The sequence below is a fragment of the Paramesorhizobium endophyticum genome, from assembly GCF_014640615.1.
In the GTDB taxonomy this organism is placed as follows: domain Bacteria; phylum Pseudomonadota; class Alphaproteobacteria; order Rhizobiales; family Rhizobiaceae; genus Paramesorhizobium; species Paramesorhizobium endophyticum.
Map to the genome: position 1 here is coordinate 19,322 of NZ_BMHH01000006.1, position 13,625 is coordinate 32,946.

General features: G+C 62.0%; 15 protein-coding genes. 12 read left to right on the forward strand and 3 right to left on the reverse strand.

All coding sequences use genetic code 11. The features are described from left to right. Positions 1-26 precede the first annotated feature (26 nt). Genes IEX53_RS08905 through IEX53_RS08930 form a run of 6 tightly spaced genes read left to right on the forward strand, consistent with a single transcriptional unit; the run spans position 27 to position 5,523 of the window. Positions 27-701 carry a phosphoribosylanthranilate isomerase gene (locus IEX53_RS08905; protein WP_188823569.1) on the forward strand — a complete coding sequence of 225 codons (675 nt, stop codon included), beginning with the start codon at positions 27-29 and terminating at the stop codon, positions 699-701. A gap of 12 nt (positions 702-713) precedes the next feature. After that, the gene (gene trpB, locus IEX53_RS08910) at positions 714-1,934 is read left to right on the forward strand and encodes a tryptophan synthase subunit beta (protein WP_188823571.1); all 1,221 of its coding nucleotides are present in this window, start codon (positions 714-716) and stop codon (positions 1,932-1,934) included. Positions 1,935-1,942: 8 nt separating this feature from the next. After that, on the forward strand, positions 1,943-2,419 hold the full coding sequence (locus tag IEX53_RS08915; protein WP_236016110.1) for a hypothetical protein: 477 nt from the start codon (positions 1,943-1,945) through the stop codon (positions 2,417-2,419). Continuing rightward, positions 2,416-3,255: a tryptophan synthase subunit alpha gene (trpA, locus tag IEX53_RS08920; RefSeq protein ID WP_188823573.1), complete on the forward strand. Its 840-nt coding sequence runs from the start codon at positions 2,416-2,418 to the stop codon at positions 3,253-3,255. The genes IEX53_RS08915 and trpA overlap by 4 nt, the downstream gene beginning before the upstream one ends. A gap of 37 nt (positions 3,256-3,292) precedes the next feature. Then, positions 3,293-4,186, forward strand: a complete 894-nt coding sequence (gene accD, locus IEX53_RS08925) for an acetyl-CoA carboxylase, carboxyltransferase subunit beta (RefSeq protein WP_188823574.1) — start codon at positions 3,293-3,295, stop codon at positions 4,184-4,186. Between the two features lie 5 nt (positions 4,187-4,191). After that, a complete protein-coding gene (locus IEX53_RS08930) occupies positions 4,192-5,523 on the forward strand; it encodes a bifunctional folylpolyglutamate synthase/dihydrofolate synthase (RefSeq protein ID WP_188823576.1) in 1,332 nt (443 codons plus the stop codon). 11 nt (positions 5,524-5,534) lie between these two features. On the opposite strand, the gene IEX53_RS08935 is transcribed toward IEX53_RS08930, so the two are convergent. The 3 genes from IEX53_RS08935 to IEX53_RS08945 all read right to left on the reverse strand — a co-directional run bounded on the left by IEX53_RS08935 (position 5,535) and on the right by IEX53_RS08945 (position 8,394). After that, positions 5,535-6,149 carry an alpha-ketoglutarate-dependent dioxygenase AlkB family protein gene (locus IEX53_RS08935; RefSeq protein WP_188823578.1) on the reverse strand — a complete coding sequence of 205 codons (615 nt, stop codon included), beginning with the start codon at positions 6,147-6,149 and terminating at the stop codon, positions 5,535-5,537. 7 nt (positions 6,150-6,156) lie between these two features. Further along, a complete protein-coding gene (gene arfB / locus IEX53_RS08940; RefSeq protein ID WP_188823580.1) occupies positions 6,157-6,594 on the reverse strand; it encodes an alternative ribosome rescue aminoacyl-tRNA hydrolase ArfB in 438 nt (145 codons plus the stop codon). Between the two features lie 189 nt (positions 6,595-6,783). Then, positions 6,784-8,394 carry a phosphoenolpyruvate carboxykinase gene (locus tag IEX53_RS08945; RefSeq protein ID WP_188823582.1) on the reverse strand — a complete coding sequence of 537 codons (1,611 nt, stop codon included), beginning with the start codon at positions 8,392-8,394 and terminating at the stop codon, positions 6,784-6,786. Positions 8,395-8,720: 326 nt separating this feature from the next. Between IEX53_RS08945 and IEX53_RS08950 the strand changes: the two genes are divergently transcribed. From IEX53_RS08950 to IEX53_RS08975, 6 genes are all read left to right on the forward strand, one after another. Continuing rightward, positions 8,721-9,440: a response regulator transcription factor gene (locus IEX53_RS08950; protein ID WP_188823584.1), complete on the forward strand. Its 720-nt coding sequence runs from the start codon at positions 8,721-8,723 to the stop codon at positions 9,438-9,440. Between the two features lie 97 nt (positions 9,441-9,537). Then, entirely contained in the window at positions 9,538-11,364 is a 1,827-nt protein-coding gene (locus IEX53_RS08955) for a sensor histidine kinase (RefSeq protein ID WP_188823586.1), read from the forward strand. Between the two features lie 9 nt (positions 11,365-11,373). Then, a complete protein-coding gene (locus IEX53_RS08960) occupies positions 11,374-11,847 on the forward strand; it encodes an HPr kinase/phosphorylase (protein WP_188823588.1) in 474 nt (157 codons plus the stop codon). A 232-nt stretch (positions 11,848-12,079) separates the two neighbouring features. Further along, positions 12,080-12,481, forward strand: a complete 402-nt coding sequence (locus IEX53_RS08965) for a PTS sugar transporter subunit IIA (RefSeq protein ID WP_188823589.1) — start codon at positions 12,080-12,082, stop codon at positions 12,479-12,481. Positions 12,482-12,484: 3 nt separating this feature from the next. Further along, on the forward strand, positions 12,485-12,799 hold the full coding sequence (locus IEX53_RS08970; RefSeq protein WP_188823591.1) for an HPr family phosphocarrier protein: 315 nt from the start codon (positions 12,485-12,487) through the stop codon (positions 12,797-12,799). Further along, positions 12,793-13,620 (forward strand): glutamate racemase, encoded by an 828-nt coding sequence (locus tag IEX53_RS08975; protein ID WP_236016111.1) that lies wholly within the window; start codon positions 12,793-12,795, stop codon positions 13,618-13,620. Before IEX53_RS08970 ends, IEX53_RS08975 begins: the two co-directional genes overlap by 7 nt. Positions 13,621-13,625 lie beyond the last annotated feature (5 nt).

Sequence of the window (13,625 nt, forward strand, 5' to 3'; positions counted from 1 at the left end):
GCTAATTTATGCGACGTGGGCAGACCATGGCTCTCGATATCAAAATATGCGGATTGAAGACATCCGAGGCGGTCGAAGCCGCGTTTCTTGGCGGCGCGACGCATATCGGCTTCATCTTCTTTCCTAAAAGCCCGCGCAATGTTTCGCCTGAACTGGCGGGCCGGCTGCGCCTCGCGGCGGATGACCGGGCGAAGGCTGTCGCCGTCACGGTCGATGCCGACAATGCCTTGCTTGATGAAATCACCGGCGCAATGCGTCCTGACATGCTGCAATTGCATGGGCGCGAGACGCCGGAGCGGGTGGTGGATGTCAGGGCGCGCTATGGCCTCCCGGTCATGAAGGCCCTTTCCATCCGCGATGCGGCCGACCTTGCCGCGATCGAGCCTTACAGGGGCGTTGCCGATCGTCTACTCTTTGATGCGAAGCCGCCTGTTGGTTCCGACCTTCCCGGCGGCAACGGCGTCTCCTTCGACTGGAGCCTGCTAGCGGCGCTTGACGGGAGCCTCGATTACATGCTTTCCGGTGGGCTGAACGCGGGCAATATCGCCGAGGCGCTTACCAGGACGAACGCGCCGGGCATCGATATCTCCTCGGGCCTGGAGCGCGCGCCGGGCGAAAAGGATGTACGCCTGATCGAGGAATTCTTCCGGGCCATTCGCGCGGCGACAAATGGAACGCCCAAGCGTTTTACCCGAACATGATGGAGCGAAGCGTTGAACAAGCCGGCTGAACCAAACTCATTCAAGACAGGCCCCGACGAAGAGGGCATGTTCGGCATTTTCGGCGGTCGTTTCGTAGCCGAAACCTTGATGCCGCTGATCCTCGACCTGCAGGATGCCTACCAGGCAGCCAAGGACGATCCGGAATTCAGGGCCGAACTGCAGGCGCTTTCGACCCATTATGCGGGCCGGCCATCCAAGCTCTATTATGCCGAAGGGCTGACCCGTCATCTGGGGGGCGCGAAGATCTACTTCAAGCGCGAAGATCTGAACCATACCGGCAGCCACAAGATCAACAATTGCCTGGGGCAGATCCTGCTGGCAAAGCGCATGGGCAAGACGCGCATCATCGCGGAAACCGGCGCGGGCCAGCATGGCGTGGCGTCGGCGACGGTCGCCGCGCGCTTCGGCCTGCCCTGCGTCGTCTATATGGGCGCGACGGATGTCGAGCGGCAGAAGCCCAACGTCTTCCGCATGAAGCTGCTCGGCGCGGAGGTGAAGCCCGTCACCGCCGGTAACGGCACGCTCAAGGACGCGATGAACGAGGCGCTGCGCGACTGGGTGACCAATGTCGAGGACACCTATTATCTGATCGGCACGGCGGCCGGCCCGCACCCCTATCCGGAACTCGTTCGCGATTTCCAGTCGGTGATCGGCACAGAAGCCCGCGAGCAGATCCTCGAACGCGAAGGCCGCCTGCCCGACGCCATTGTGGCGGCGGTCGGCGGCGGCTCCAACGCCATCGGCCTGTTCCATGCCTTCCTCGACGATGCAGATGTGAAGATTTACGGCGTCGAAGCGGGCGGGCGCGGCCTTGACGGCGATGAGCATTGCGCCTCTATGAATGCCGGTAGCCCCGGTGTTCTCCACGGCAACCGCACCTATCTCTTGCAGGATGCCGACGGCCAGATCCTAGAAGGGCATTCGGTTTCCGCCGGCCTCGATTATCCCGGTGTCGGCCCGGAACATTCCTGGCTCCGCGATACGGGCCGGGTTTCCTATGTGCCGATCCTGGATGACGAAGCGCTCGAAGCCTTCCAGCTTTGCACCCGCGTCGAAGGTATCATCCCGGCGCTCGAATCCGCCCACGCCATCGCCCAGGCCATCAAGCTCGCGCCTACGATGGGCAAGGACCAGGTGATGATCGTCAACCTTTCCGGTCGCGGCGACAAGGATGTGCATACGGTCGGCAAGCTGCTGGGCATGGAAATCTGAGGCATCCTTTGACCGAGAACATCGCTCTAGCCGGAACGTCCACCTATTCGCCGCGAGCCGCAAGGTTCGCGGAGGTGGTGGCGTGCGGCCCGACGATAATCAAGCTTTCGGTCATCGAGGCCGACGTAACCTTCCCGCTGCCGGACGCCGCAATCGAAGCGGCCAAGGCGACGATTGCCGGAGCCGCCTATAGGCTCACGGCAACGCGGCATCTGGGCGCCGGATTCGCCATCCTTCATCGGGGCGAAGAAGGACTCTGGCTGCTTCTGCACTGGTGGCTTGAGGGCGGGATCGCTACGCAGATCGTCTGGCGGTCGGATCTCGACGGCGAGCCTGAATTCGTACCAGCGGAGCCATTGCTGATGGCGTGCGTCTGGGAACTCGGAATTATCGATTTTGAACGGCGCGCATGGATGGAAACGGTGATGTCCGGAAAACCCGTCGCCGACTATCTGACGCGCACCATGCCACGGGGCACAGTATGACCACACGCATCGACAAAAAGTTCGCCGCATTGAAAGCGGAAGGGCGTCCGGCGCTCGTCACCTATTTCATGGGCGGCGATCCGGATTACGAGACTTCGCTCAGGATCATGAAGGCGCTGCCTGAGGCGGGTGCCGACATTATCGAGCTGGGCGTGCCCTTCTCCGATCCCATGGCGGACGGGCCAGCGATTCAGGCGGCGGGCTTGCGCGCGCTGAAAAGCGGGCAGACTTTGGTGAAGACACTCGCCATGGCGGCCGAATTCCGCAAGAGCGACGATACGACCCCGATCGTGCTGATGGGCTATTACAACCCGATCTATATCCATGGGGTCGAGCGCTTCCTGAAAGACGCGAAGGAATCGGGCGTCGATGGGCTGATCATCGTCGATCTGCCGCCGGAGATGGACGAGGAACTCTGCATTCCCGCGCTGAAGGCCGGGATCAACTTCATCCGGCTGGCGACGCCGACCACCGATGACAAGCGCTTGCCCAAGGTGCTCGAAAACACCTCCGGCTTCGTCTATTACGTCTCGATGACCGGCATTACCGGCTCGGCGTTGCCCGACACCTCGAAAGTTGCGCGGGCGGTCAGCCGCATCAAAGGGCATACGGCACTACCGGTCTGCGTCGGCTTCGGGGTGAAGACGGCGGAGCAGGCTAAGGTGATCGGCGCGTCCGCCGATGGCGTCGTCGTCGGCACGGCCATCGTCAACGCCGTCGCCAACACGATCCGGCCTGACGGCTCGCTCGTCGCCGACCCGGCTGAGGCCGTTGCCACCATGGTACGCGGGCTTTCCACCGGAATTCGCGCCGCGCGCCTTGCCGCTGCCGAATAAGCGCTTAGATTATTATAAAGAAAACGGAAACGGGATCATGAACTGGATCACCAACTACGTCCGGCCCAAGATCAATTCGATGCTCGGGCGCCGCGAGATGCCGGAAAATCTCTGGATCAAGGACCCCGAGACCGGCGAAATGGTGTTTCACAAGGATCTGGAAAGCAATCAGTGGGTGATCCCCGCTTCCGGTCATCATATGCGCATTCCCGTGAAGGATCGGCTGCGCTTCTTCTTCGACGACGGCAAATATGAGATGCTGGAAGGCGTGAAGGTACCGGTCGACCCGCTGAAATTCCGCGACGAAAAACGTTATATCGACCGCCTCAAGGACTATCGCGCCCGCACCGGCCTCGACGACACCATCGTCAACGCGCTCGGAACCATCGAGAGCCTGCCGATCTCCGTCATCATCCACGAGTTCGGCTTCATGGGCGGCTCGCTCGGCATGGCGGCGGGCGAGGCGATCATCAAGGGCTTCGAGACGGCCATCGCGCAGAAGCGCCCGGTGGTGCTGTTCTCTGCCTCCGGCGGCGCGCGGATGCAGGAAGGCATCATGTCCCTGATGCAGCTTCCCCGCACGACAGTCGCGGTGGAAATGCTGAAAGAGGCCGGGCTTCCCTATATCGTGGTGCTCACCAACCCCACCACGGGCGGCGTTTCGGCCTCCTACGCCATGCTGGGCGATGTGCATATCGCCGAGCCTGGCGCGATGATCGGCTTTGCCGGCGCGCGCGTGATCGAGCAGACGATCCGCGAAAAGCTGCCCGAACGCTTCCAGACCGCCGAATATCTCATGGAGCACGGCATGGTGGACATGGTCGTTTCGCGGCTCGAAATGAAGGCGACTATCGCGCGGTTGCTGCGTCTCATGCTGAAACAGCCGGCGGCCAGCACAGCGACGAGCGCTCCCGCCAGCATCGCCGCCTGACGATCATGGCGCTCAAAACCGCCGAGCAGGAAATCGAGCGGCTGCTAAGCCTGCATCCGAAAGGTTTTGACCTGTCGCTCGACCGCATCACGCGGCTGCTCGGCGCGCTGGACAACCCGCATCTGAAGCTGCCGCCCGTGATCCATATCGCGGGCACCAATGGCAAGGGTTCGGCGAGCGCCTTCTCACGGGCACTGCTCGAAGCCGCTGGCTTGACGGTGCATGTCCACACCTCGCCGCATCTGGTCAACTGGCACGAGCGCTATCGCCTTGGCGCGCCCGACGGCGGGCGGCTCGTTGCCGACGATGTGCTGGCGGAAGCAGTGTCGCGAGTGGCGGAGGCCAATGCCGGCCAGCCGATCACGGTTTTCGAGATCTTGACCGCCGTCACTTTCGTCCTCTTTTCCGAGCATCCCGCCGATGCGGTGGTGCTGGAGGTAGGGCTTGGCGGTCGGTTCGACGCCACCAACGTCATTCCCAAGCCAGCCGTTAGCCTGATCATGCCGGTTTCGCTCGATCACCAGGCCTATCTCGGCGACCTGGTGGAACTGATCGCGGCGGAGAAGGCCGGGATCATCAAGCGCGGTTGCCCGGTCGTGGTCGGCTTCCAGCAGGACGATGCGGCGCGGAATGTGATGATCGAGACCGCCGAAAGGCTGCGCTCCCCGCTTTTCGTCTATGGCCAGGATTTCTTCGCTCATGAAGAGCACCGCCGCCTGATCTATCAGGACGAGACGGGCCTCATGGACCTGCCCCTGCCGCGCCTTGTGGGCCGCCACCAGCTCGGCAACGCTGCCGCAGCGATCAAGACGGTGCGCGCCGCAGGCTTCGATATTCCCGACCGCGCAATCGAAAAAGCCATGACGACGGTGGAATGGCCGGCGCGGATGCAGCGGCTCACACAGGGGCGCTTGGTGGACCTTGCCCCGGCTAAAGCGGAGATATGGCTCGATGGCGGGCATAATCCCGGCGCGGGCATCGTGATTGCCGAGGCCATGGCGGAACTGGAAGAACGCTCTCCACGCCCGCTGTTTCTCATATCAGGCATGATCAACACAAAGGATCCCGTCGGTTATTTCAAGGCGTTTACGGGCATGGCGAAGCATGTCTTCACCGTGCCGATCCGCTCCAGCGACGCTGGCATCGCGCATGAAGCGCTGGCGGTGGCGGCCGAGGAAGCGGGCATCTCAGCCGAGCCGGTGCATTCGGTCGAAAACGCGCTGAAAATCCTGCGCGACAATACCAATGCAGGCGATGTCCCGCCGCGCATCCTGATCGGCGGCTCGCTCTATCTGGCAGGCGATGTGCTGGCGGATAATGGCACGCCGCCGGTGTAATTCAGAGCGTTCTACGGCTTCGTCACGCGGCGCAGCGTCAGATTGATCCGCCCGCCATTCTTTAGCAGCGTCGAGGTTGCGGGATAAATCCGATCGACGCCGTGAAAGGCAAGCCGAGCCGCGCCGCCAAGCACGACGACATCGCCGCTCTTGAGCCTGAAGGATTGCGTGGGGTCGTTGCGTTTCGTGCCGCCGACGCGAAAAAGGCAGGTGTCCCCCAGCGAGAGAGAGACCACCGGCGCGCCGAATTCTTTTTCGTCACTGTCCTGATGAAGGCCCATCTTCGCCTTGTCCGAGTAGAAATTGACGAGGCAGGCTTCCGGCGGATGCGGATAATCGGCAACTTCGCGCCAGAGCGCCATAAGCACTTCCGGAATTGCGGGCCATGGCTCGTCCGTCGCCGGATGCGTCGGCTGGTAGCGATAGCCGCGCTCCTTGTCGGTTACCCAGCCGAGCATCCCGCAATTGGTCATGTGCACGCTCATTTCCTTTCCGGTCTTGGGCATGGCCGGGACAAAAAGCGGCGCTTCGGCCACGATAGTCCTGATAGCCTCGACCAGCGCTTCCTGTGCCGCGCGGTCGAAATAGTCGGGGAGGTAGCGAAACCCTTCCGGCAAACCCGTCATTATCCCGTCAATCCCCACTCACTTTTCCGCGCATTTTCTTGATGCCTGAACGGCCGGATTTCTCCTTGAGCCGCCGCTCGATCGCGCCTTTGGAGGGCTTCGTCTTCTTGCGCGGCGGCGGGGGCGGTTCGGCGGCCTTGGCGAGAAGGGCGACGAGCCGCTCACGCGCGTCCTCGCGATTGCGCTCCTGCGTACGGAAGCGGCTGGCCTCGATCAGAATATCGCCCTCCTTGGTCGCCCGCTGCCCGGCAAGCCTGATCAGACGCTGGAAAACCTCCTCGGGCAAACCCGCCTGCCCTGCCCTGAACCGCAATTGCACGGCAGTCGAAACCTTGTTGACGTTCTGACCGCCCGGGCCGCCGGCGCGAATGAACGCCTCCCCGAGATCATCCTCGCGGATGGAAATACGGGCATTAATGCGGATCAGGCGGCGATTCTCTTCCATGGAGAGAAATATAGCAAAAAAGCGGGCGGTTGGCGCCCCTCCCTCCCCCTTGCGGGGAGGGTGGCCCGAAGGGTCGGGTGGGGGTGGTGACGTTTACGCCATTGTCTCCAGCAAAAGCGCACCCGTCACCACCCCATCCGCCCGCTGACGCGGGCACCTTCCCCGCAAGGGGGAAGGAGGGAGCCAAGCTTATTCCGCCGCGACCACCAGCGCGGGGGCCGCACCCTTTACTTCCGTGTCGACATGCGCCTCGAACTTCTCGAAATTGGTGATGAACATGCCGACAAGTTTTGCCGCTTGCGCGTCATAGGCCGCCTTGTCGGTCCAGGTGGAGCGCGGGTCGAGGATGGCGCTGTCAACGCCGGGCACGGCCACCGGCACGGCGAAGCCGAAATTCGGGTCCGTGCGGAACTCGGCATTCTTGAGTGAGCCGTCGAGCGCGGCGGTCAGCAGCGCGCGGGTTGCCTTGATCGGCATGCGGCTGCCCGTGCCATAGGCCCCGCCCGTCCAGCCGGTATTGACCAGCCAGCAATCGACGCCATGCTCGGCGATGAGTTCGCGCAGCAGATTGCCGTATTCGCTCGGATGGCGTGGCATGAAGGGCGCGCCGAAGCAGGTGGAGAACGTCGCTTCCGGCTCGGTCACGCCCTTCTCCGTGCCTGCTACCTTGGCAGTGTAGCCGGAGAGGAAGTGATACATCGCCTGCGCCGGCGTCAGGCGGGCGATGGGGGGCAGAACGCCGAAGGCATCCGCCGTCAGCATGATGATGTTCTTCGGCTGGCCCGCCTTGCCGGTGGCGCTCGCATTGGGGATGAAATCGAGCGGATAGGCGCAGCGCGTGTTCTCGGTCAGCGAGCCGTCATCGAAATCAGGCACGCGGGCCTCGTCGAGCACGACATTTTCCAGCACCGTGCCGAAACGCTGCGTGGTGGCGAAGATTTCCGGTTCCGCCTCAGCCGAAAGCCGGATGGTCTTGGCATAGCATCCACCTTCGAAGTTGAAGACGCCATGCTCGCCCCAGCCATGCTCGTCATCGCCAATGAGGGTGCGGTTGGGGTCGGCGGAAAGCGTCGTCTTGCCGGTGCCCGACAGACCGAAGAAGATCGCCGTATCGCCATCGGGCCCCTGATTGGCGGAGCAATGCATCGGCATCACGCCCTTCGGTGGCAGGATGTAGTTGAGCGCGGTGAAAACGGACTTCTTCATTTCACCGGCGTAGGACGTGCCGCCGATGAGCACGATCATGCGGGTGAGATCCACGGCGATGACCGTCTCCGTGCGGCAGCCATGGCGGGCCGGGTCAGCGCGGAAGGATGGCAGGTCGATGATCGTCATCTCGGGTATGAAAGACGCAAGCGCCTCGCGCTCAGGCCGGATCAGCAGGTTTCGGATGAACAGCGAATGCCAGGCATATTCGGTGATCACGCGGGTGCGGAGGCTATAGTCCGCGTCGGCGCCGCCGATCAGGTCCTGGACGAACAGCTCCCTGCCCTTCGCATGCTCGATGAAATCGGCATAAAGGGTTTCGAAAGCATCCGGGCTCATCGGCTTGTTGTTGTCCCACCAGACATGCGCCTCGGTATTGGCGTCGCGGACGACGAATTTATCCTTGGCGGAGCGGCCCGTATGCTGCCCGGTGCGGGCCAGAAGCGCGCCATGGGCGGTCAACTCCGCCTCGCCGCGGCGGATCGCTTCCTCATAGAGTTCGGCGGGGCCGAAATTGTAATAGACTGCGGAGATATCCTTCAGCCCCGAGCTGGTGATGGAAGCGGCCGCGTTGCGTGTGCCGGTCTCTTTCATGGTCTCTCCGCATATTCTATTAAAAAAGGTTAATCTAGGCCGCCTTGATAGCGCCTCAAGGACCGGCTGGATTTTTTGACAGCAGAAAAGCCGAATGATTTCAAATAAATAATCGATTTAAAAATTTTCAAACAGAATTAAATCGTTTAAAAATTCGCCTTGCGCGAAAAAGCACGATCAAGCAACCCTTGAGCGCATGAGCCGTAACATTTGTTTTCAAGGCAGAAAAAGTGCTATGCCACATTTTGTACCGAATTTGTCCTGCACAAACTCGTCGGGTAAAATCAAGTTTGCCGACTGATTTGTTGTTTAAGGAGAGAGGCGCCATGAGGGAAATACCAGCCATGCAGACGATTGCGCTCGTCGACGACGACCGCAACATTCTGACTTCGGTTTCCATTGCGCTGGAATCAGAAGGCTATCGCGTCGAGACCTATACGGATGGGGCTTCGGCGCTTGACGGCCTGATGGCCCGCCCGCCCAATCTCGCGATTTTCGATATAAAGATGCCGCGCATGGACGGCATGGAACTTCTGCGCCGTTTGCGGCAGAAGTCCGACCTGCCCGTAATTTTCCTGACGTCCAAGGACGACGAGATCGATGAATTGTTCGGCCTCAAGATGGGCGCGGACGATTTTATCACCAAGCCGTTCTCGCAACGGCTGCTGGTCGAGCGCGTCAAGGCGGTGCTGCGCCGCGTGGCGGCCCGCGACGGCACGGCGAAGCCGGTGGGCCAGCAGGCGAAGTCGCTGGAGCGCGGCGCGCTGGTGATGGACCAGGAGCGCCACACCTGCACCTGGAAGGGCGAGCCGGTGACGCTGACGGTGACCGAATTCCTGATCCTGCACTCCCTGGCGCAGCGTCCGGGCGTGGTGAAAAGCCGTGACGCGCTGATGGATGCGGCCTATGATGAGCAGGTCTATGTGGATGATCGAACCATCGATAGCCACATCAAGCGCCTGCGCAAGAAGTTCAAGGCGGTTGATGACAGCTTCGAGATGATCGAAACGCTCTATGGCGTTGGCTATCGCTTCCGCGAGGCGTGATCATTCCGGCCCGCGGGGGCGGCTGAGGCATGAGCCCAAAAAGTGCGGACTTTTTGGGTAAGCTCATGCGAGACTGAATAGGATCACGATCCGCGTCATGGTGGCTGAAGCTGAAAACAATGCCGTCACGGGTTTGAGGGAGCGGCGCGCGCGCCGCCAGCGCTCGCTGCTGCGCCGGCGCCTGTTGTCGCCCGCGCGGCACATGCTCGGCCATTTCCTGTTTTCCAGCCTCACCCGCCGCATCCTTTTTCTTAATCTGGCGGCGCTGGCGGTGCTGGTCTCCGGCATCATGTACCTGAACCAGTTCCGGGCCGGACTGGTCGACGCCAAGATCGAGAGCCTGATGACTCAGGGTGAGATCATCGCGGGCGCCATCGTCGCACAGGCTACCGTCGATACCAACTCCATCGTCATCGATCCGGAAAAGCTGCTCGAGCTGCAGGCGGGCCAGAGCATCACCCCCTCTCCCGATTCGCCGGAAAACTGGGAATTTCCGATCGATCCGGTGAAAGTCTCCCGCCTGCTGCGACGCCTGATCTCCCCCACCAGCACGCGCGCCCGAATCTACGACACCAACACCATCCTGCTGTTCGATTCGAGCCAGCTTTATTCCACCTATCCCGGCGGCAAGATCTCGGGCGGGCAGGTGCTGCGCTACGACCTTCCGCCGATCGAATCCGATGAGCCGGGACTTCTCCAGCGCTTCAACAACTGGATCGAGCACTTCTTCGAGCCCGACGATCTTCCGCTTGAGCAGGAGCAGCCGGGCGGCAGCGGATCGGCCTTCCCCGAGGTGATTCGGGCGCTGACCGGCTCCCCCGCCACGGCGCAGCGCCGCAATGAACAGGGCGAGCTGGTCGTTTCCGTCGCCGTTCCCATCCAGCGCTCCCGCGCCGTGCTGGGCGTGCTCCTGCTTTCCACGCAGGGCGGCGATATCGACAAGATCGTCCAGGGAGAGCGCAACGCCATCTTCCGCGTCTTCGCGGTGGTGGCCGTGGTCATGGTGATCCTGTCGCTTTTCCTGGCGTCGACCATTGCCAATCCGCTGCGCAAGCTAGCCGCTGCCGCCGACCGCGTCCGCCATGGCGTGAAGAACCGTGTCGAGATACCTGACTTCTCCGACCGGCAGGACGAAGTGGGCCATCTTTCCACCTCGATCCGCGCCATGACGAACGCACTTTATGCCCGTATCGAAGCGATCGAGAGCTTTGCCGCCGATGTTAGCCACGAGTTGAAGAATCCGCTGACGTCGCTGCGGAGCGCGGTCGAGACGCTGCCACTCGCCAAGACCGAGGAATCGCGCAAGCGCCTGCTCGACATCATCCAGCATGATGTGCGCCGCCTCGACCGGCTCATCACCGATATTTCGGACGCCTCGCGCCTCGATGCGGAGCTTGCGCGCGAGCAGGCCGAACGGGTGGACCTGAAGGCGCTGCTCACCAATCTTGTCTCCACCGCGCAGGAAGTGCAGCGCAACAAATCCGGCACCAAGATCGAGTTGAAGGTGGGAAAGCTGCCGCAGGGACGCAAGGGCTTTTACGTGTCGGGCCACGATTTGCGGCTGGGGCAAGTCGTCTCCAATCTTGTGGAGAACGCCCGTTCCTTCGTGCCTGACGATACTGGCCGGATCGACGTGTCGCTCAACTATGCCGGCAACCGCATCCGCGTCCTCGTGGAGGACAATGGCCCTGGCATCAGCGCGGAAAATATCGAGCGTATTTTCGAGCGCTTCTATACGGACAGGCCCTCCAGCGAGGCCTTCGGGCAGAATTCGGGCCTTGGTCTCTCAATCAGCCGCCAGATCATCGAAGCCCATGGCGGCACGCTGACGGCGGAGAATATCGTCGATCCCGCGTCGCCAGACGCCTCCTCCGGCCATTGGCTCGGCGCGCGCTTCATCGTCGATCTGCCGGCTGGGTCCTGATCGCGGCACATGGCGAATAGTGAAAACATCCACGCCACATCGCTTCTCCTGGGCGACCGCGGCGTCCTCATCACCGGCCCGTCCGGTGCCGGCAAGTCCGCGCTGGCGCTGGCGCTGATAAATGCTCGGCGCGCGAGCGGTGGTTTTGCGGCGCTTGTTTCCGACGACCGCACGATTATCCGCGCGGTGAATGGCAGGCTTATCGCCTCACCTACGGAAACGCTCGCCGGGGGCATCGAGGTGCGCGGCGCGGGTCTTTTCCGCATTGCACACGAAGAGACCGCTATCCTGCATCTGGCTGTCGATCTGGTTCCCGCGAAAGACGCGGTACGCTATCCGGACGGGGCCAAAACCACCTTTCATGGCGTGGCGCTACCCCTCCTCCGGCTGCCTGCTCCAGGTCAACAAGGCACATTCCAACCCGCTTGCCAGGCCATCGAGGCCGCGCTTTTCATGCCGCCATGGCCCTTGGACGCCCTTTAAACCGGGCATTTATGGTTGCCGGTTAGGGTTAAGGCGGCGGAGAATCGCTGCCTGCCTTGCTGCGCTGCGGCATATCGGCTAAATCGAGGCAGTGGCCGGATTTTTTGCTTGATATCGCATTTTCGGCTGTCAAGATGTGCAACCTGCCGGAAATGGGTGCGATCCGGCGGTCAGAGGCGCTGGCGGGGTTTGCTTGCATGTCCATGCGGCGCATGACGGGAGCAATTAGAGAATGATCGGACTCGTGCTTGTGACGCACGGAAAGCTGGCCGAGGAGTTTCACCATGCGGTCGAGCATGTCGTCGGTCCGCAGGAGAATTTCGAGACGGTCTGCATCGGCGCGGAAGACGACATGGAACAGCGTCGCCGCGATATTGTCGATGCCATCGAGCGCGCCGAAAAGGGGCACGGCGTCATCATCCTGACCGACATGTTCGGCGGCACGCCGTCCAACCTCGCCATTTCGGTGATGAAGCCTGGCAAGGTCGAGGTGATCGCAGGCGTCAACCTGCCCATGCTGATCAAGCTCTCCAGCGTCCGCGTGGCCGGGGAGATGCAGGCAGCCTTGCGCGAGGCGCAGGAAGCGGGCCGCAAATATATCAATGTCGCCAGCCAGGTTCTGACGGGAAAATAATCCATGCGCTCCAGCATCACGCTTACCGGCGAATACGATCCCCAAACCGCGATTTCCCGTTCCCTCGAGATCGTCAACAAGCGCGGCCTCCATGCCCGCGCCTCGGCGAAATTCGTGCAGCTCGTCGATGGCTATGATGCCCATGTGCGGGTCGAGAAGGATGGCGTCACCGTGGGGGGCACTTCCATCATGGGCCTGATGATGCTCGCCGCCTCCCCCGGTTGCTGCATCAATGTCAGCGCCTCCGGGCGCCAGGCGAAGGAAGTGCTCGACGCGCTGGCCGAGCTGATTGCCAACAAGTTCGGCGAAGAGTGCTGAATATTCCCCCATCAATTATGGGCCTCGCCGATCCTGTGGCGGTTTTCGATGCGGGGATCGGCAGCTACGCATTGGTCGATCTGATAAGGCGCAACCAGCCCCGGCGCGACATCATCTATTTCGCCGACCGCGCGCGCTTTCCTTACGGCGCAAAATCCCGCGATGAATTGATGTCGATCATGCGCGCCACCATTACCTATCTGACCGGGCTGGGCGCGGGAGCGGTTGTGCTGGCTTCTAACGCGCCGTCGATCATGGTGCTCGATGAATTGAAGCGCGAGTTCGACGTGCCTGTCTATGGCGTCGCCCCGCCGGTCCGCGAGGCGCTGGCTGCGAGCCGAAGCGGTGAAATCGCAATCATGGGGGTCCGGTCGATGATCGAGAGCGCGGAACTGAAAGCCTTCGTCCGCGCCAACGTGCCCGCCCCTGAAAAGGTCGCACTCATCAACGCCTCCCCGATGGTGGAGTTGGTGGAGAGCGGCGCGTTTCTGTCGCGGCCGGAAACGACGACAGCAGAGGTCGCCGACTTTTGCCGTTCCATTGCGGAGGCCCATCCGGCCGTCGATACGCTTACCCTTTCCAGCACGCATCTGCCTTGGCTACGGTCCTTCTTCGAAAAGGCGCGCCCCGATTGGCAATTCCTCGATCCGGCGGATGATGTCGTGGCCGCCTTCCCCGCAGCGCAAGGCGGTTCGGGCCGCACCGTCGCACTGGTGACGGAAAGCAGCACCTATACGGTGGCGGGTTTTCGCGACATGCTGGAAAAACTGGGCATCGAGCTGCCATTGACTGTCGTTGAGCCCGCAATCGCGGGAAGTTGACGATA